Below are 18,147 nucleotides of genomic sequence, written 5' to 3'. Positions count from 1 at the left end.
CCTTTACACACAAAATGTCCAGGCTGTTTTTAAATGTCAGTCGGCCGGCTAATTAGAAATGTCAGTGCGATCGTGCTTTTTGTGGTTTCCCCGTAACGCAGTCGAGCTGGCCGGAAGGGGAGAAGCCGGCACAGGGTGGGGCGGTGGTGCCGGCCAGGGCGCGCTCCAGATCCAGCCGATTGATCAAGCGCTGGCGCTTGGTGTTCTGGGCGGGGTGCGCCGGGCGCGGCGGATCGCCCGAGATCGTGCGCGACGGGCCGGCGGTTTGCCGGCTATCGCGTAACGCCTGGACCTTTGCCGCGATGGCCAGCACGTGCCCCAGCCGCTTGTGCTCGACGATCGCGCCCTGGTCGATCTGGGCCAGCCGGTCATAGGTGGTGTAGGGCAGGGCAGCGCCATCGGCCCACAGTTCGATCCTGCCGTCCGGATACTCGGCCACCTCGATATAGCGGTGGATCAGGCGGCGGTGCTCGGGCCGGTCCTCCAGCAGGTACATCACCTTGTCGTACTGCAGCGTCAGGCTGGCCGACACCTTGCGCCATTCGCGCCAGCTAAAGATCCGGCTCAGGTCCTCGTCGCCACGCAGCGGCCGGTGCGCATCGAAGTCGCTGCGCGGCGGCTTGGCGAAGCGCGCATTGAAGTCGCTGACAAAGGCCGGCGCAAAGGCGTTGGCGGCTGGCAGGGTGCCAATGCCGCGCAGGCGCAGTTCCTTGACCAGGCGATCCTGCAAGGTGCCATCATCCGCTCCACGCGGCCCTTGGCGGGGCTGGAATTGGCGCACAGGATGTCGATGTTCAGCTCGAACAGGGCGCGCCCGAACTGCGTGTAGCCGCGCCCCTCGGCGGCATCCTTGGCATTGACCCGGAAAATGCCCGCCTTGTCGCTGTAGAACGCCAGCGGCTTGCCGTGGCGCTCGACATAGGCCCGCGTCGCCTCGAAGTACGCCGGCGTCGATTCGGTCGGCACGAACAGCAACTGCATCAGTTGGCTGGTGGCATCGTCGACGTACACCAGCAGGGTGCAGGCCGGCGCCCGCTCCTCGAACCAGGCATGGTCGCTGCCGTCGATCTGCACCAGTTCGCCCAGGCAGGCACGGCGATTCCTCGGCTGATGGACCTTGGGCGGGCGCAGCTTGCGCGGCACCCAGAAGCCGGCGTCGATCATGATCCGGCGCACCGTCTCCGTGGCCAGGTCGATGCCATGGCGCTCGCGCAGCTTCTCGGCAGCCAGGGTCGGGCCGAAATCGGCATAGCTGTCGCGGATCAGGCCGCGCACGCGCGCTTCCAGACCTGGCGGCAGTTGCCGATTGCTATCACGGCCGCGCTTGCGGGAGGTCAGGCCGCTGGGCCCGTCTTCCTGCAAACGCAGCACCAGGCGCCGGACATGGCGCGCCGTCAGATCCAGGCGCTCTGCGGCGCGCCATTGCGCCAGCAGGCCCTCGGCCGTTGCCTGAATGACCTTGAAGCGGTCAACTTCGCGCAGACTCATGGTGATCAACCCTCGATCCTTCATGGCGCGCTCCCGTCCAACACAGGCGCTACCAGTATAGGTCTATCCAGAGGACATTCTGATATGGCTGAAACCGGACATTCTGATTTGGCCTTTACAACAAAGTTCGCCGATAATAAGGCTTATGTTAAATTTTGGAACGTGTTAGCAAATTGGAGGCAGGCCATGGACGCTGAACGCCCGAAGCCATCGACTGGCTGCTGGACCAAGCCGAGCGCCTGCGCCGCGGCAATCCGGACGCCCACCAACTGCTGCTGCGCGTTGGTCAGTTGCTGGACCTCGCCGGCGGCGCGATTGGTTAGCGCCGCCATTGACCGCTTGGTATTTCTCTCGTTGATTTACCATCGGTCGAATTGCCGAGCTGATTGATTTCAATTCAGGGCGCGAAGCTCGCAGTGGAGATCGCACTCCGCGGCGGCAGTTCCGGGCTGCCGGTGGATCGGGATCACCGCGCGATGGACGACTTCGAGCGAGGGAGCTGAAAGGATGCCGAATCTGGCGGCGCCGATGGCTGCCAAATCATGCATGGCAGTCAAACGCGCCAAGCCGCCGCCTGGCCGGGTGAATCACCTTGCTGTTTCGCACCAGAACGCGACTCAGGCCACGGCTCCCCGCCCACAGATGCGCGACGGCAGCGCGACGCCGTGGAGTGAAAATCTGCACTTACTTGGCCACGGCCGCCTCATTCAGTGTCTTGCGACCACCATAGATCAGCAGATGCACCACGAGGCCTGCCACGAGCCCCCAGAACGCACCGCCTACGCCCAGCAAGGTCACGTTGGCTGCCGTTGCCAGGAAGGTAATCAGTGCCGTCTCGCGTGTGCGGGCATCGGCCATGGCATTGGCCAGGCTGCCTCCGATGGCGCCGAGCAGGGCCAACCCCGCCAAGGTCGTGATGAAGGAGCGCGGCAGCACCATGAACAAGGTGGCCAGCGTGACGCCGAAGATGCCGACCGTGACATAAAGAATGCCGCACACCAGTCCGGCGAGGTAGCGTTTCGACGGATCCTGGTGAGCGTCCTTGCCGGTGCAGATCGCCGCGGTGATGGCCGCCACATTGAAGGCGTGCGAGCCGAACGGGGCCATGATGAGCGAGCCTAGTCCGGTCACGGCGAGAATCGGGGTGGCGCTGGTCTTGAAGCCGTCGTTGCGCAGCACCAGCATGCCAGGCATGTACTGTCCGGTAAGCGTGATGACGAACAGGGGTAGCGCCACACCCAGCAGCGAGCCCACGGAGAACTGCGGCATTTCAAAAACGGGAGCGGCCAGGCTCAGGTGAACGCGCTGCACGTCGATTCTGTCCTGCGCAATGAGCATGGCCATGCCGATGACCAGGATTCCGACCACGGCGAAGCGCGAGGTGAAACGGCGCAGCGCTGCGTAGGACACCACCAGCACGACGACCAGCAGCGGATCGGCGCTTGCGCCGCCGAACGCATTTACGCCGAACTGCAAGAGGATGCCGGCAAGCAATCCGGCGGCAATGCCGCCGGGAATCAACCGCACCAGGCGCTCGAAGGCGCCGGACATGCCGAGCAGAGTGAAGCCGATAGCCGAGATGACGTAAGCCCCGATCACTTCGCCATAGGGTGTGTACGGCATGATCGTTGCCAGGAAGGCGACGCCGGGCGTGGACCAGGCTGTGATGATGGGTTCGCGATAGCGGTAGCTCAGCCAGGCTCCGGTCAAGCCGACGCCGATGCTCACTGACCAGACCCAAGAGGCCGTTTGCGCCGGGCTGAGCCGGGCAAGCTGGGCGGCCTGGAAAACCAGGACGAAGGTACCACCGTAGTTGACGATGACGGAAATCAGTGCGGCGACCGCCGGTGCCACAAAGTCGTCGAGTCGTAGTCTTGCTCTTGATCTGGTCACGCGGGCCGGTCCTTCCTGATGGGGTTGCGGTTTCAGGGAGGAAAGTGCTGCCCTCCCCTCACCTCGAAGAGGGGTAGCTTAGCCTTCATCCGGACCGCTTCATCAGTCCAGTTCTTATGAAAAGACCAGACCGCATTGGCCATGCGGTCCGATGCGTTCCGCCCACCATCGAACAACTACGCAATGGCTCTGGCCAAACGCCGGGTGGCGGTATCAATCTCGTGGGGAGTGAGCGCGGAAAATCCGAGCAACCATCCACCGGCGACGGGGCGGTTGGCATAAAGACGGCTGAGTCCGGGTAGCTGGATGCCGGCCCGTGCCGCTTGCCTGACTGTGTCCTGCTCTGACCAGCCCTCGGTCAGCAGGCAGGGCATCTGCAATCCGCCCGGGGGCAAGTGGGCCGTCACGATGCCGGACAGGTGCCGCTGAACGGCATGGGCCATCGCTTCACGCCGCACCGCATAGATTCTTCGCATGGAGCGGACGTGAGCACCAAAATGGCCGGCGTCCATGAAGCGTGCCAATGTCAACTGGGCGATCTGCGGAGTGTGACCGTCCAGGATGCTTCTGGCATAGGTCATTGGTTTGACCAGTTCATGCGGCAGCACCATGTAGCCCATGCGCAAACCGGGATACAGGGACTTGCTGAATGTGCCCAGGTAGATTGTTCTCTGATACGTATCCAGCCCTTGCACGCAAGCGGTCGGTAAGCCTTCGTAGTGAAACTGGCTGTCGTAGTCGTCCTCGATGATCCAGCCCTGTCGCTCGGCCGCCCAGGCCGTCAACTCGAGGCGACGCTCCAACGCGAGCGTGGCACCCGTCGGGTACTGATGCGAGGGAGTGACGTAAATGGCATTGGCGCCGCTCCTGTCCGCGCGCAGGCGATCCGTGCGCAGCCCTTTCTCGTCCACGGGGACCGGCACGATCTTGAGTTGTGCCATCTCAAACGCCTTGCGCGCACCGAAATAGCCAGGGTCCTCCATAAGGATGGGCTGGTTGGCATCGGCCAGTACCTGGGCGCACAGGAAGAGTGCCTGACGGGTGCTGGTCAGCACCAGCACCTGATCCGCCGTCACCCTGGCCCCGCGCTCCTGATTGAGATAGTCCGCGATAACCTGGCGCAGCGGCTCGACGCCTTGCGGGTCGCCATGCAGAAGAACGCTGGAGCGGCAGTCCTTGACGGCCTGACGCTGCAACCGTTCCCAGATTTCCACAGGAAACGTGCGGGTTTCAGGCAGCCCCGTGGCGAAGGCCTTGACCACCTGCTGATCCGACACGCCGCCGTTGGCAAGGATATCCGCGCCTCTTCCACTGAGCGCCGCAGGCTGGGTGGCCTTCGGACGCAGCGCTGCGGACGTGCTGCCATGTCTCTTGCGCGTCCCCAGCAAGCCTGGCCCAAGCTTGTCCGAGACGAAACTGCCGGAGCCTTCGCGCCGGCAGATATAGCCGTCCAGCTGCAATTGGACGTAGGCCATCTCCACGGTATCCCGCGACACGCTCAATGATTGCGAGAGTGTGCGGGTTGCAGGCAGGCGGCAGCCGGGCGCGAGGGCGCCATTCAATATCAGTTGACGCAGCGCGCGTTGCACGCGGACACGCAGCTCCAGCGATGCCAGCTTCGGATCGGCAATGTGAATTTTGAGCGTTTCCAGTTCGATGCTGAGCATGATGCGGTCTGCCAATATTCGGCAAATCTATCTATAGAGCGGTTCATTCTGCCTGAATCGACCGGACTTCACTGGACAGGCCTGCCCTGCACCGTCACCACGCGGAAGCCTCTCGTGCCTTGCCGATGAAGTGTCCGGGCATGATCCCGGACGCGACCTTGACCAACAACGCTGAATCGCCCGCGTGGCTGGAAGTGCTATAAAGTCATGCGATACTCAATGAAACCGGAATCTTGAGCAACCCAGTTGTATAGCTTTTGAGCACGCTTATTGGTTGCGTGCGTATGCCAGTACAATCGCGCGCATTGGTGTTGTTGCGCAAAGTTTTGCACCCATTCGATCAGCAGCTTTCCCGTGCCTGCACCGCGAATCGTCGGCGCGACATATAGATCCTCGAGGTAACAGTAATCGGCCACTGACCATGTCGAGCGATGCAGCACCGAATTGACCAGGCCGATAATCTGCTTGTCCTTGACGGCAACGGAAGAAAATACAGGTTCGTCTGGATCGAGGAACCGATTAAAGGTCGATCTCGTGATACCTTCCTCCAGATTCACTTCGTAGAAATTCTGATAGGCCAGCCAGAGCTTCTGCCATTGCTCGTAGTCGCTGCCTTGAACTTCTCGTACTATCACCGAGCTCTGATTGTTGTCCATTGCGATCTTCCATACCAGGATTGAAGATGGAGAGCTTAGCCCTCATCTGGACTGCTTCATCAGTCCAATTTTCGGGAGAGGACCAGACCGCATTGGCGGTGCAGCCCGCGGGATGCCAGATGATTTGCGTCGCTTTGCAGCGTCGAGTTCGAGTCCCCATCCGCACGGTACTCATCTAGCGCATCCAAGAATAGGGAAGAATCTGGACTCAGCGCAGCGCCATTGATCAGTTCCCGCACTGTGAGTAGCGTGGCACTCTCGATTGCGGCCTGTTGCTTGAAGACGGTCGATTTTTCAATGCCAGGCTCGCCAAGCAGAACCACATAGGGCCAGTCCCGCAGATCGCTGACGACCTGTACGGTTGAATTTCCGTTTTTTGAGAATGCAAATTATCGAGATAAGTGCACATAAGCATACTTATGCTTCGTGTTATGCGCAATGCAGCACTTTTATATATTCTTGATAACTTTTTTATCAAGAACAGCATTTTTCATTTCTTCCGCATAGTTTTAAGTGTCTCATGCGACATCTATCCTCCGGGGCGACGGGATGGTGCGACTTTCACATATGAAAGTTATGAGTCGATACCCTCTAAATGCGCCTATTACGTCATGTACGGGGGACGTGTAAGTTGGAGGTATCCGTACTTCTACACAAGAATCCGGCGGTGATTGCCCAGTGAGCCCATTGCCCTCACGCCCACTTCTTACCGGTCGGGACCCAGGCTGGAGCCTTGCGGGTTCATGGAAAGCTTCTTTTATTCTGAGTGGCCGATCCGGATCGCTTGGCACCCTTCCTGACGATGTAAGTTGCCAGTTCGGGCGCCTTGCCGCTGCCGACATTCCGCGCCAATGTGCTGAGCGATGAAAACCCGGGCGGCGTCGGCGGGCCGCGACGCCGCCCATTGCCGCCGCGTTCGCCAACGCAGCTTCCCGTCTTACCGGAACGCGCCTCAATGCGATGCGGCTGGAACTAAAAAGGGACTGGACCGCTTGACTAGCTGAGAAGCCATATCCCGAATTTCCATTTCGCCAGAGCTGGGCCGATTGACCCCCTAGCGTTGATCGCCACACGCAACCATCGTGTACGACCCGATCGCAGAAAACCTCGACCGCCTCGCCGCAAGCCTCATCCACATGCTGCCTACAGGGCTTGCTGAGGCCTATCTTGATGGAGTACCCCCCTATATAGGGGATTCGGAAAAATAATAACTCTTTCGCGTTATGAAATAGCGCCTCAATGCTCGATAGTTACGTCTGATATAAGCCTGACGAATTTGCAATGAGTCACGCGCTGGCCTAGTCTCCACATCGTGACGAAACAAAACGCCGCGCTCCGGTGTCCGGTATTGATCGCCTGAATACCGATAATCAGAAAATACGCTGAATCATACCGCGCAAATCAGATTGAGCTCCGTTGAAAACGCGATGTATTTTTTTAATAAAATCGTCGCCGATGTTAGTTTTTATATGACCAATGAAGATTGGACTTCGATTTTAATTATGGGGAGGAGAATATATTTTTATTAGTTTTATATCAGTAATGATGTATTGATTTTTGACAATATTTATCGTGAAATTCACCGGGATTTCCGAAAACCGGAAAAAGAGTAGGCGCGAAGCGAGGAGACCATCATGGCAGAAGCTAATGCACCCGTCAAAGGCAAGGCAGCCGTAGATTCAACCCAGAGCATCACCATCAATGTGATGACAACGATGAATGTCGAAGCCATCATTGCTGCCAATGGCTCATTGAGTCAGAACCCAACGAGTCCCACATCGATCGGGCATGGGAACATCTACATGGTTTCCGACGACCCCCGCGGCTGGAGCACAGGGGGAGACCCCGGCAACATTTCGCTCAACGCCCACGTCAACGATACTCTGTCATTTTACTGCAGCAGCACGTCCGGAAACTCGGACAGCGCGGCTTTTATCTACAGCCTATCGGGTGGTGGTTCGGTTCTCAATAACCCGGTGGTTAACGTCATCACGCTTCAAGGAGCCGCTCAACCGACGTCGCCTAACGGCTATCCTTTCAAATTTGTTCCGGAGAGCTTCTCCAGGTGCGATACCCTAGTAGCTAGCAAAGGCACGGCGCAGAACTTCTGGGCTTGTGCCGCACTGTTCACTGTAGATGACGATAACGAAAACCAAGTGTTAGCTGGATACGTTACCTGGGACCCGACCGTGGTCGTGGCTTGATTATTTGACGGCTTTTTCGGCAATTGATGCGGGGCTGGCACTCTCATTTATTCTCCAGTCCCATCAAACCGCTCCATCCTCGCGCTCTTTACCAATATCAGCGTGAGGGGGGCGATCAATCTACCTGAGATAAGCGTCAACAAGATTGATAGGCAGCATGTCGAAGAGGCTTGCGACGAGGCTGTCAAGGCCTGGCGGACTGGGGGCGGGCAAGCACCGCCATGCGGTTGACGATGCCAACTAAACCTTGAGCATCGCCGCATAGCCGTGCACCACCTTCGCTTGCGCCGTAAGCCAAGAACGCCTGAGCCTTTCCGGAAAGGCGAATATGGGCACCACGGATGCGCCCTTGGGGACACCACCGTCATTCTTGGTAACACCCGGCGCGGCATCATCGCGATTGAAGCCATTCTGCGCGGCATCCTTGCATTGTTTTTGGCGCTGGGCCAGCACAGCCGGCGACGTACGCTCACGAAACGGTAGGTGTAGATCACATTGCGAGCCGCCCGCGGTTAAACCCAGACGTCAACCCCGGCACCACAGCCCTTGAATGGGGGACCATTGCGCTCTAAGTTGGAGACACCCGCCCCTGCGATCGCAGGGCCGGAGCGTGCAACCGGAGACAATGATGACAACCCCGATTTCTGTCGTGAAAACAGCCTATGAGGCGTATGGCCGCGGCGACGTCAATGCCATCCTCGATCTGGTGGCCGACCAGGTCGACTGGAAAATGGTAGGGCCACCGCAGATTCCCTACACCGGGCAACGCACCAACAAGGCCGAAGTCGCCAGCTTCTTCGCACAGCTCGCGCAGGCGGACGACACAGAAATCTTCGAGCCGCGAGAGTTTATAGAGTCAGGCGAGCATGTGGTTGTACTCGGCTTCTTGCGGGGAACCGCGCGTCCTGAAGGTAAGTTGGTTGAAACCGAATGGGTGCACGTCTTCACGGTCGCCGACGGCAAGATTCGGCGCTGGAAGGGCTTCGCCGATACGTCGATCCGCTTTCTATAAGGTAAGACCGGCAATTTTCTACCCGTCGGATTCCCAGGCTTTGTCAACTTGGCAATATCGACACAAGGCAGTGGGGAGCGTGCCCACTGCTCAGGAGACGGTTGACGGATTCTTGGCCACGTCAGTGAATTTATTCCAAGTAGCGAATCGCGCAACGAGGTGTTTGCGGTAGAGCGAAGCGCGTAGCAGATGCCGTTTCAGCACGAAGTGCTGCCGGATTGGCTCGAAGCTGGACAGGAAGTTTTGTATGCGCTTCGGATCGCGGAATCCACGCATGCGCAGCTCGCGTTCGCGGGTCGGCTAGTGGCTGTTCTCGGTGCGATTGTTCACGCGGACGGGGGCCTTTACGAACACGTGCCTGATGCTGGCCAATTCGGGGATGTCGGCCCTTGCGGCCGGGTAGCCGCGCAGCTGGTCGGTGACGATCTTGCGCGGCGCCGGGCACGCGCGGGAAGAAGCGTTCGGCGGCGGCCTTGTCGCGCCGCGTCTGCGGCAGGATGTCGAGTTCGGCGGCGCCATGGTCGTCGACCGCCCGCCACAGCAGGTAGAACTCGCCGCGCAGCGCCACGAAGATCTCGTCGAAATGCCACGTGTTGCCTGGCTTGCGCCGTGCGGCTTTCACACGATGCGCGAACTCCGCGCCAAAGTTTTCGCACCAGCGGCGGATCGTCTCGTAGCTGACGATTCCGGCGCGCTCGAACAGCAATTCCTCGATGTCGCGCAGGCTGAGGCGGAAACGGAAATACCGGCGCACCGCACAACTGATGACGACGGCGGGAAAACGGTGACCGTGATAGAACGAGTTCTTCTTCATCGCGCCATCCTACGCGACCTCCCCAACGTGACAGTGCCCGTGATCTCCCTCCTTAGATTTGATTGACCAGGGGCTGGAGCGTGAGCCGAAAGGCCGCACGCGCGGCGGCCTCGGCGCGGTCCGCGTCATCCTTGGCCGCCAGGCAGTCGGCCTCGGTCACGGTGGCATCGCCGTCGAGGAAGCGCAGCGTCAGCGCGATACCGCGCATTGGCTTCACGCAGCGCGGCGTACGCACCCGGGCAGGTCTCGGCGATCTGCAGGTTGAACGGGCCAGCACTCATGGTTCTCATCGATCCTCCACATTGTGGGGACGGCCTCGCATCGGTAGACGACGAGCGCAGGCACCGACGCGGAAATGCTCCACCGTCTGCCCGGCGTTGACAGCCCACTGCAGCCACGCCGGCATGGCGCAGCGACCGTCCCAGCCCTGCCCCTGCACGTTGCGCTAGCGTGCCGCGCAGGGCGGTGGCAGTGGCTTCGGCAACGCAGCCGGCGGCTTGCGGGTCGGTCAGGGTCAGACCGTGCTGGGCCATCTGGATGCGGAACCAGCCTATCGCTTGCGCGCGCTCGATATCGATCGATATGGCGTAGGTGAATGGATTTGGGGCGACGCCCGATGCCGCGTCGAGTCGTCTTGGAAAAGCATTGGGCTTCAAGGTTGTCCGGGGGCGGCTGTTGTGTCAATCCGCGCCGGCGGGAGCGTGTGGCTCGCCCTCTTTGCTTAAGCCTTAATCAAATCCGCAGAGGCCGCCTGCTACCTGCCCCCGCGCGGCTTGTCCACAGGCTTGTCCCCGCGTGCGGTGGATAAATCAGCCGACACCCCCGCCGTCCTCCCTTAGATCGGCCCGGGCTTGAACTTGGTGCGCGTCACCGGCATCCGGCGCTTGGCACCTACCAGGCGGCGCGTCGTGGAGGCTTCTGCGGCCCGCCGTACGGCCGCTTCCAGTTCCGCCTGCAACCCTTCTTCTGCCGCCTGCACTCGCTCGAACGCCTGCCCTGCCTCCGCCTGTAGCCGCGCCCGTTCCTCGGCTTCGGCCTCGGCGGCGTCTAGCGTCCGCGCCTGCTAGGCCTTCTGGCGCAGCGTGTGTTCGTGGTCGATCTCGCCCAGCGCGCGACGCTCGCTGGCCCGCTCCTGCGCCACTGCGACCTGCGCGCGCGTGTCCAGTTCCGTCGAGGACTGGAACACGCGCTTATCACGAGCTGCATGCGCCCTAATGCATTCTAAACGAAATTAAAAATTAATTATTTCAGATTTTATTTATTTTAAATTCTTGTCTCGGATGGAAGTTAACGGCCAATACATAGGTGTTTCACATGACAATCAGACGACACCGTTGCAAATATCGCACGCAAGCATAAATATAAGCTCGGCACTCTCTTGAAATGACGATAATGTTGCACAGCACAAGACCAAGCACAAGTAGGGGCCTTAAAACGTCGCAGCCCGGTATCGGTGCGCACAAATGCAGTGCATTAGCCAAAACTTCCTGTCGGAATTCGACGATGCAGGCGCTGCATATGGCCGTGATGTTGTGATGTCAATAGCCGTAGTCGGCTCCACATCGCGGATCCACAGCACGGCGCTTTTGAAGCACGACCGCGTATGCGAGGTCCCGCCCTCCTTTCGATTCGCCGGCGCCAATGGGCAATAGAGTTCTTAGTCGGTGTTGTCCTTTAGTGCAATTTCTGTTTCGACCGTTGTGCCACAGGAGCTACCATGATGAAATCGCTTCGCACCCTTACCATTGCTGCCTTTGCGCTCGCTGCTCTTCCTCATACGGCGTTGGCCGCCGATGCGCTGCCCTCCTTTGCTGGTGACCAATCGCAGACCTCAGTCTCCGGCCTATCATCGGGCGCCTTCATGGCAATCCAGTACCAGGTCGCATACTCGGGCTCGGTAGTCGGTGCAGGCGTTGTAGCGGGTGGGCCGTATTATTGTGCAGCTGGGAACATTCTCAACACGACCATCTGCATGGGGCAAGTGCCGTTCGTGCCACCGAATCCAGCATTGATGGTAGCCGCCGCGACGGGTTTTGCGTCGCTCGGTCAGATTGACCCCCTATCGAATTTGCAGAAGGCCAGGGTCTATGTATTTAGCGGAACCAAGGATACCGTCGTGTACCAGCAAGCAGTCGACGCGACAGTGTCGTTCTTCAAGGAGGCCGGCGTTCCTGCGTCTAACCTGCAGTACGTGAACAACGTGCCAGCCGGCCACGCATTCATCACGCCAGCGTTCGGCAACGTGTGCTCGGATAACGCATCTCCATATATCAGTCATTGCGCGATCGGCAAGCAAAAGTACGATCAGGCCGGCGCGTTGCTGCAGCAGATCTACGGCACGCTGAACAAGCCGGCGAAGAACTTGTCAGGGAGAATCGTGCCGTTCAACCAGCGCGAATTCGCGACGACCGCGACGGGCATGGCGGACACGGGCTTCGTCTATGTGCCAAATTCATGCGCTCAGGGGGCAACGTGCAAAGTCCACGTGGCATTCCATGGGTGCAAGCAGTCCGAAGCCGTTGTCGGAAATGATTTTTACGCGAAGACGAACTACAACTACTGGGCGGACACGAACAACATCCTCGTGCTGTACCCGCAGGTGAATTCGTCTACGGTTCCCTTCAATCCGCAAGGCTGCTGGGACTGGTTCGGTTATACCGGCTCCGATTACGCGCTGAAATCGGGGTCACAATTGAGCGCAGTAAACGCCATGGTCGGCAGGCTGCTCTCAAAGCCGTAATGCACGGCGGCTGCCCGTGCGCCCTTGGTGTTGCCTGTCGCAGCTGGCAACACCAGAGTTTGCGCCCGACAATGAGAAATGAGCCCAGCGCTCAAGCAACAGCTCGCGCTCGCGCTGGTGCTAGTGAATGTTGGTGACGTCGATGAACCGGTCAGCCATTTGGAAATGACTGGGCGATGAGCCAAGCGTCCTGTCGAATGCCGGTTTGCTGTACTGGAGTCCGATGTGTCGTTCAACTTTCCTTTGTGTTCGTGAAGCATGAACAACACAGAATATTGAACGAACGCCCAATGTATGGACATCTTCTATGTCTCCGGCTCCGATCAACTGGCTACCCTGACCTGGCGCTGGCTCTGCTGGCTTGCCGGGCTGGCGAAAACGCTTGCCCTCCGGAAGACGATTCGACAATTACGCGGTGCTGCCAGTCATCACCAAAGTCATAGTGATGTTCGAATTCGGTGGCCGAGCCGAGCGCACGGTTCAGCCGAGCGCCCTTCTCCGACCGCAGGCCTTCATCCAGTCGCTAGTCGCTGTTCGACAAAGGTATCCGCGGTGGCTGGCAGGCCCGACAGCCCGAGATACTTGGCACGGTCGCGCTCCCACTCCTTGGCGGGGATGAGCATTTGGTCGCCATCACGAAAGCGCATCGAGTGGTCAATGCCGTGTGGCCCACCAACGCTCAGCCCATCCTGGGCCATCCGGACGCGGATCCAGGTGATCGCTCGCGCGCGCTCGGCCACCGCAGCCACGCCAGCACAAAGCGTGGCGTATCCCACCCAGAAATGTTCCACGGTCTGTCCGGCGTTGACCGCCCGCTGCTGCCAGTCGGGGATGACGCCCCAGACTGGCGGTACGCGCACCGGGATGTCATCCTCGCCCGGCAATACATTCCGCCACGGAATAAATCACCACCGATATTTCATTTTGGCCCGGGACCGACGCCGGCCATACTGCAGGCACCAGATGGCACGCCGCAAGACACGGCGCCCAAGAGGGGCGCCTTGCCGGCCCGGACAGAATGCCACTCCAGCACTACCCATCCCCTGGAGGAATACCCCGATGACTTCGTTTGCGCGCCACCCCCTCGCCACCCTTGCGGGCACCGTCCTCGCCGTAGCGGCGTGGATGCCTTCCGCTCATGCCGCCTGGCCCGAGCGGCCCGTCCGGCTGATCGTACCCACCGCGCCGGGCGGATCGCCCGACTTGCTGTCCCGCCTACTTGGCAACGAGCTGTCCAAGCGGCTGGGCCAGCCCGTCGTTATCGAGAACCGGCCCGGCGCCAGCGGCAATATCGGCATGCAAGCGCTCTTCGCCGGCACGCCCGACGGCTATACCATCGCCTACGGCAACAACGCCACGCTCGCCACCAACCGCGCACTCTACGGCAAGTTGCCCTACGACCCAGATAAGCTGGTGCCCGTGATTGGGCTGGTGACCACCGTCAACCTGCTGGTGGTGACGCCGACACTTCCGGTGAAATCAGTGCCGGAGCTGATTGCCTATGCGCGCAAGCATCCCGGCGAGCTGTCGATGGGTTCGGCGGGCAACGGCACCACAGGCCATCTGAGCGGCGAACTGTTCAAGACCCTGACCGGCGTCCAGATCGTCCACGTGCCATACAAGGGCAGCGCGCCCGCCATCCAGGATCTGCTTGGCAACAATGTGCAACTGATGTTCGACAACATCCCCTCGATCGGGCCCAGCGTGCAGGCTGACAAGGTGCGCGCGCTCGCGGTGACCTCACTCAAGCGCTCGCCGCATTTCCCGCAGGTGCCCACGCTCGATGAGGCCGGCGTGAGGGGCTACGAAATGACCGCCTGGAGCGGCCTGGTGGCGGCGCCCGGGACGCCCGCCGAGGTGATCGCACGGCTGAACCGCGAGGTCAACGAGATCCTCAGGGAGCCGGCCTTCCGCGCCCAACTCGACAGGCTCTCGTTTGAGCCACTTGGCGGCACGCCGCAGCAGTTCCAGGCCCTGATCTCATCCGAGACCAGGAAGTTTGCCGAGGTGGTCCGCAAGAGCGGCGCCCGGATCGATTGAGTGCACTTGCCATGACCGTCATGACCGAATCCTCCGACTTGCCGACCTTTGACCTGCTAATCCGCGGCGGCGACCTGATCGACGGCACCGGCGCGCCGCGCCGGGCGGCCGACATCGGCATTCGCGACGGCCTCATCGCCGCCATTGGCGACCTGTCGGGCACCGGCGCGCGCGAAACCATCGACGCCACCGGCCTGGTAGTGGCGCCAGGCTTCATCGATAGCCACTCTCACGACGATTGGATGGTGTTCAGTTCGCCCGCGATAGCTGCCAAGGTCACGCAGGGCGTGACCACGGTCATCACCGGCAATTGCGGCATCAGCCTGTTCCCGCTGGTCACCGAGGAGACTCCACCTGCCCCGCTGAATATGATGCGGGGCGGTTACCGCTTCGATTCGGTAGGCGCCTATCGCGAAGCCTTCGCACAGCAGCCGGCGGCAGTCAATGTTTCGGTGCTGATCGGCCAATCAACACTGCGAGCCCGGCATGTTGCCGACCTGCAGCGCGCGGCCAATGACGAAGAAATCGCTGCCATGCGCGACGACGTGGCGCGTGCCATGCGCGAGGGCGCCATTGGCGTGTCCACCGGCACCTTCTATCCGCCTTCAGCAGCGGCACCGGAGGAGGAGATCGTGCGCATCTGCGAGCCACTCAAGCAACACGGCGGCGTCTACGTAGCGCATATGCGCGACGAGAGCGACAAAGTCAGCGAAGCCATCGACGAGACCGCCCGCATCGGCCAGGCGCTCGGCGTGCAGACGGTTATCTCGCATCACAAGCTGGTGGGCAGACGCAACCATGGCCGCAGCCGCGAGACCCTGGCCAAGGTCAGCGCACTGTCGCGGCAGATGCCGCTTTGCATGGACTGCTATCCCTACGCGGCGTCGTCCACCATGCTGCGTCCCGAACGCGTGGAGCAGTGTGAACGCATCCTTATCACTTGGTCCGGCCCACATCCAGAAGCGGCGGGACGCTACCTGGAGGACCTGGCACAGGAATGGGGCTGCTCGCGGCGCGAAGCTGCCGATGCCATGGTGCCAGGCGGTGCGGTCTACTTCATCATGCACGAGGACGACGTCCGCGACATCCTCAGCTACGCTGACACCATGGTCGGCTCCGACGGCATTCCCTACGACGAAACGCCGCATCCCCGCCTGTGGGGCACATTCCCACGCGTGCTCGGGTTGTATTCGCGCGACCTCGGCCTGTTCCCGCTGGAGCGTGCGGTGCACAAGCTGACCGGCCTCCCGGCGCAGCGCTTCGGGCTCGAGGGGCGCGGCGTGCTCGCCGCGGGCAACGTAGCGGACATCACCGTCTTCGATGCCGCACGCATCGAGGACCGTGCCACCTTCGAGGCACCGCAGGCACCCTGCGTGGGCGTGCACCATGTACTGGTAGCGGGGCAGCCAACGCTCGCTGAGGGGACGCCGACAGCGCAGCGCCCCGGGCGCTTTGTGACGTCGATATTGGTGTCGACCACGCCACACGGCTAACGCGTCCTGCGCGCCGCGCCCACGCGCAACAGATCAAACATCGACGCCGGAATGCTAGCGTCTTCCGGCGTCTTGCATGCTGGCCGCCGACACACAAGAGCTTCCAATGAACCTGCCAATGAAGAACCATTTGAGCCGCCTGATCCTTGCCGCGACCTCCCTTTCCGTATTGGTATCGCTAGCCGCCATAGCGAAAGTGCCCGCCTCGGCTACCAGCACCCGCGACGACGTTTTCGAGCGCTCCATCGACGAACTCCAGGCGGCGCAGGTCTCCGGCAAGACGGACTCGCGCCGCCTGGTGCAGGCCTACTTGGCGCGCATTGCCGCTTACGACCAGGCTGGCCCTGGCTTGAACGCCGTCCTACGCATCAACCCTGCCGCGCTGGCGCAGGCCGACGCGCTCGACCGCGAACGCCGCACCAAGGGCCCGCGCGGCCCACTGCACGGCATTCCGGTGCTGATAAAGGACAACTTCGACACCGCCGACATGCCGACCTCCGGCGGCGCGCTGGCGTTGGCCACCCTGCAACCCGCCGCCGACGCGTACCAGGTGCGCCGCTTGCGCGAAGCCGGAGCGGTGATCCTTGGCAAGACCGCCATGCACGAACTAGCGGCTGGTATCACCACGGTGTCGTCGTTGACCGGCGCCACTCGCAATCCATATGACACCAACCGAGTGCCCGGCGGCTCTAGCGGCGGAACAGCAGCGGCTGTGGCCGCCAGCTTCGCCGCGGCCGGCATGGGTTCGGACACCTGCGGCTCGATTCGTATCCCGGCCGCAAACCAGAACCTAGTTGGCCTGCGCGTAACCGCCGGGCTGTCCAGCCGCGCTGGCGTGATGCCGCTATCATCGACGCAGGACGTGGCCGGCCCGCTGGCGCGTACTGTGACCGACTTGGCGGTAATGCTAGACGCCACAGTCGGCGCCGATCCAGCCGACCCGGTCAGTGCCAACTCAGCCGGCCATATTCCCACCAGCTACCGCGACTCCCTGCGTGTCGATGCACTCAAAGGTGCGCGCATTGGCGTGCTGCGAAGTTTATTCGGAAATGCTCCGGAGGATGAGGAGATTGGCGGGATTGTGCGCAAGGCGGTGGACGCAATGCGTGCGCAGGGCACCGAGGTGGTGGACGTGACGGTGCCCGACCTAGACGCACTGCTGGCAGACAGCAGCGTGATTCCCTACGAGTTCAAGTTCGACCTGGCCGATTACTTGGCGCAAGAGCCCAACTCCCCGGTGCATTCACTCGACGATATTCTCGATCGCGGGCTACAGCACGTTCAACTGGACGCACCGCTTCGCCTGCGCAACCAGACCACCGTACGCGACAGCGAGGCCTATCGCCAAGCGCTTGCGAGGCGCGCCACGCTACGCGCGTCCGTGATCGCCGCGCTGGCCGCGCAGAATGTGGATGCGCTGGTCTACCCCTCACTGCGCCGCAAGCCTGTACGCATCGGCGAGGCCCAGACCGGCGCCAACTGCCAACTGAGCGCGAGCACCGGTCTGCCTGCCATCGCCGTGCCCGCTGGCTTCACGAGCGACGGCGTGCCGGTCGGCATGGAAATGCTGGGCGGCGCCTTTGCCGAGCCGCGCTTGCTGGCGCTGGCCTATGGTTGGGAGCAGGTCACACAGCCACGTCGCGCTCCGTTCAGCACGCCGCCGCTGGTGGACGGCCGCGCGCCGCACCCGCTGCACGGCGACGTGCGCATCGCCCAAGGGCATGGTGCCACCGCCGACGTGCGCCTGCGCTACAACTTACTCAGCGGCGAGTTGCATGTGACCGCCCGCGCACAGCGGGCGGCCCCGTCCGACGTGATTGCCATTACCCTGCAGCGGGGAGACGGCGAGCGAGCGGGCCCGGTGCTGGCAGTACTGACGCGCAGCGGCCAGTTGAAGAGTGACAGCACGCTGACCCTGCGTGGCCAGGACCGCGAGGACCTGCTGGCCGGAAAGCTCTACGTGCATCTTTACACGCGCGCCTCGCCGCTCGGAGCTGGGCGCGCACAAGTTCGCTTGATGCCCTGAAGATGTCGGAAGTACGCATCCGACAGGGCGCGCGCGGCACGTGCCTCGCGCGCCCTGTACTATGATGTCGGATCATTCGCGTCACCATTGGCGGCAATGGCCGATTGCCGCCCA

Annotated in this window: 15 protein-coding genes and 2 pseudogenes; 6 read left to right on the top strand and 11 right to left on the bottom strand. The window is 61.4% G+C overall.

Annotation, left to right across the window (positions count from 1 at the left end; genetic code table 11):
* Positions 1–61: 61 nt before the first annotated feature.
* From ACX12D_RS38395 to ACX12D_RS38375, 5 genes and pseudogenes are all read right to left on the bottom strand, one after another.
* A pseudogene (locus ACX12D_RS38395) lies at positions 62–1,512 on the bottom strand (ISNCY family transposase).
* Positions 1,513–1,631: 119 nt separating this feature from the next.
* A complete protein-coding gene (locus ACX12D_RS38390) occupies positions 1,632–1,820 on the bottom strand; it encodes a hypothetical protein (protein WP_459377002.1) in 189 nt (62 codons plus the stop codon).
* A 352-nt stretch (positions 1,821–2,172) separates the two neighbouring features.
* Positions 2,173–3,381 carry a benzoate/H(+) symporter BenE family transporter gene (locus tag ACX12D_RS38385; RefSeq protein ID WP_459377001.1) on the bottom strand — a complete coding sequence of 403 codons (1,209 nt, stop codon included), beginning with the start codon at positions 3,379–3,381 and terminating at the stop codon, positions 2,173–2,175.
* Positions 3,382–3,557: 176 nt separating this feature from the next.
* Entirely contained in the window at positions 3,558–5,048 is a 1,491-nt protein-coding gene (pdxR, locus tag ACX12D_RS38380; protein ID WP_459377000.1) for a MocR-like pyridoxine biosynthesis transcription factor PdxR, read from the bottom strand.
* Between the two features lie 197 nt (positions 5,049–5,245).
* Positions 5,246–5,704 (bottom strand): GNAT family N-acetyltransferase, encoded by a 459-nt coding sequence (locus ACX12D_RS38375; RefSeq protein ID WP_459376999.1) that lies wholly within the window; start codon positions 5,702–5,704, stop codon positions 5,246–5,248.
* A gap of 1,634 nt (positions 5,705–7,338) precedes the next feature.
* Between ACX12D_RS38375 and ACX12D_RS38370 the strand changes: the two genes are divergently transcribed.
* Together ACX12D_RS38370 and ACX12D_RS38365 are read left to right on the top strand one after the other, a co-directional pair.
* Positions 7,339–7,908 carry an inclusion body family protein gene (locus ACX12D_RS38370; RefSeq protein ID WP_441641168.1) on the top strand — a complete coding sequence of 190 codons (570 nt, stop codon included), beginning with the start codon at positions 7,339–7,341 and terminating at the stop codon, positions 7,906–7,908.
* Positions 7,909–8,533: 625 nt separating this feature from the next.
* Positions 8,534–8,920, top strand: a complete 387-nt coding sequence (locus tag ACX12D_RS38365) for a nuclear transport factor 2 family protein (protein WP_459376998.1) — start codon at positions 8,534–8,536, stop codon at positions 8,918–8,920.
* A gap of 90 nt (positions 8,921–9,010) precedes the next feature.
* Here the strand turns inward: ACX12D_RS38365 and ACX12D_RS38360 are convergent.
* From ACX12D_RS38360 to ACX12D_RS38345, 4 genes and pseudogenes are all read right to left on the bottom strand, one after another.
* A pseudogene (locus ACX12D_RS38360) lies at positions 9,011–9,734 on the bottom strand (IS6 family transposase).
* 52 nt (positions 9,735–9,786) lie between these two features.
* Positions 9,787–9,951, bottom strand: a complete 165-nt coding sequence (locus ACX12D_RS38355) for a hypothetical protein (RefSeq protein ID WP_459376997.1) — start codon at positions 9,949–9,951, stop codon at positions 9,787–9,789.
* A 69-nt stretch (positions 9,952–10,020) separates the two neighbouring features.
* Entirely contained in the window at positions 10,021–10,140 is a 120-nt protein-coding gene (locus ACX12D_RS38350) for a hypothetical protein (RefSeq protein WP_459376995.1), read from the bottom strand.
* A gap of 657 nt (positions 10,141–10,797) precedes the next feature.
* Positions 10,798–10,920, bottom strand: a complete 123-nt coding sequence (locus ACX12D_RS38345; RefSeq protein WP_459376994.1) for a hypothetical protein — start codon at positions 10,918–10,920, stop codon at positions 10,798–10,800.
* 534 nt (positions 10,921–11,454) lie between these two features.
* Here ACX12D_RS38345 and ACX12D_RS38340 point away from each other — a divergent pair.
* Positions 11,455–12,474, top strand: a complete 1,020-nt coding sequence (locus ACX12D_RS38340; RefSeq protein ID WP_459377451.1) for an extracellular catalytic domain type 2 short-chain-length polyhydroxyalkanoate depolymerase — start codon at positions 11,455–11,457, stop codon at positions 12,472–12,474.
* A 331-nt stretch (positions 12,475–12,805) separates the two neighbouring features.
* Here the strand turns inward: ACX12D_RS38340 and ACX12D_RS38335 are convergent, their stop codons facing one another.
* Both ACX12D_RS38335 and ACX12D_RS38330 read right to left on the bottom strand, forming a co-directional pair.
* The gene (locus ACX12D_RS38335) at positions 12,806–12,958 is read right to left on the bottom strand and encodes a hypothetical protein (protein ID WP_459377450.1); all 153 of its coding nucleotides are present in this window, start codon (positions 12,956–12,958) and stop codon (positions 12,806–12,808) included.
* A gap of 28 nt (positions 12,959–12,986) precedes the next feature.
* Positions 12,987–13,334, bottom strand: coding sequence for a hypothetical protein (locus ACX12D_RS38330; protein ID WP_459377455.1), 348 nt, complete (start codon positions 13,332–13,334; stop codon positions 12,987–12,989).
* Positions 13,335–13,533: 199 nt separating this feature from the next.
* Between ACX12D_RS38330 and ACX12D_RS38325 the strand changes: the two genes are divergently transcribed.
* The 3 genes from ACX12D_RS38325 to ACX12D_RS38315 all read left to right on the top strand — a co-directional run bounded on the left by ACX12D_RS38325 (position 13,534) and on the right by ACX12D_RS38315 (position 18,033).
* Positions 13,534–14,514, top strand: a complete 981-nt coding sequence (locus ACX12D_RS38325; protein ID WP_459376993.1) for a Bug family tripartite tricarboxylate transporter substrate binding protein — start codon at positions 13,534–13,536, stop codon at positions 14,512–14,514.
* A gap of 11 nt (positions 14,515–14,525) precedes the next feature.
* Positions 14,526–16,007, top strand: a complete 1,482-nt coding sequence (locus ACX12D_RS38320) for an N-acyl-D-amino-acid deacylase family protein (RefSeq protein WP_459376992.1) — start codon at positions 14,526–14,528, stop codon at positions 16,005–16,007.
* Between the two features lie 118 nt (positions 16,008–16,125).
* Positions 16,126–18,033: an amidase gene (locus ACX12D_RS38315; RefSeq protein WP_459376991.1), complete on the top strand. Its 1,908-nt coding sequence runs from the start codon at positions 16,126–16,128 to the stop codon at positions 18,031–18,033.
* Positions 18,034–18,147: the final 114 nt, after the last annotated feature.

It is taken from the genome of Cupriavidus sp. PET2-C1, from assembly GCF_054515855.1.
This window is presented reverse-complemented; position numbering and strand designations above follow the sequence as displayed.

Coding starts and splice junctions, on each gene's coding strand:
- ACX12D_RS38320 (WP_459376992.1), top strand. CDS start 14,526: ATGACCGTCATGACCGAATCCTCCGACTTGCCGACCTTTGACCTGCTA.
- ACX12D_RS38365 (WP_459376998.1), top strand. CDS start 8,534: ATGATGACAACCCCGATTTCTGTCGTGAAAACAGCCTATGAGGCGTAT.
- ACX12D_RS38315 (WP_459376991.1), top strand. CDS start 16,126: ATGAAGAACCATTTGAGCCGCCTGATCCTTGCCGCGACCTCCCTTTCC.
- ACX12D_RS38390 (WP_459377002.1), bottom strand. CDS start 1,820: ATGGCGGCGCTAACCAATCGCGCCGCCGGCGAGGTCCAGCAACTGACC.
- ACX12D_RS38370 (WP_441641168.1), top strand. CDS start 7,339: ATGGCAGAAGCTAATGCACCCGTCAAAGGCAAGGCAGCCGTAGATTCA.
- ACX12D_RS38325 (WP_459376993.1), top strand. CDS start 13,534: ATGACTTCGTTTGCGCGCCACCCCCTCGCCACCCTTGCGGGCACCGTC.
- pdxR (WP_459377000.1), bottom strand. CDS start 5,048: ATGCTCAGCATCGAACTGGAAACGCTCAAAATTCACATTGCCGATCCG.
- ACX12D_RS38350 (WP_459376995.1), bottom strand. CDS start 10,140: ATGCCGGCGTGGCTGCAGTGGGCTGTCAACGCCGGGCAGACGGTGGAG.
- ACX12D_RS38375 (WP_459376999.1), bottom strand. CDS start 5,704: ATGGACAACAATCAGAGCTCGGTGATAGTACGAGAAGTTCAAGGCAGC.
- ACX12D_RS38340 (WP_459377451.1), top strand. CDS start 11,455: ATGAAATCGCTTCGCACCCTTACCATTGCTGCCTTTGCGCTCGCTGCT.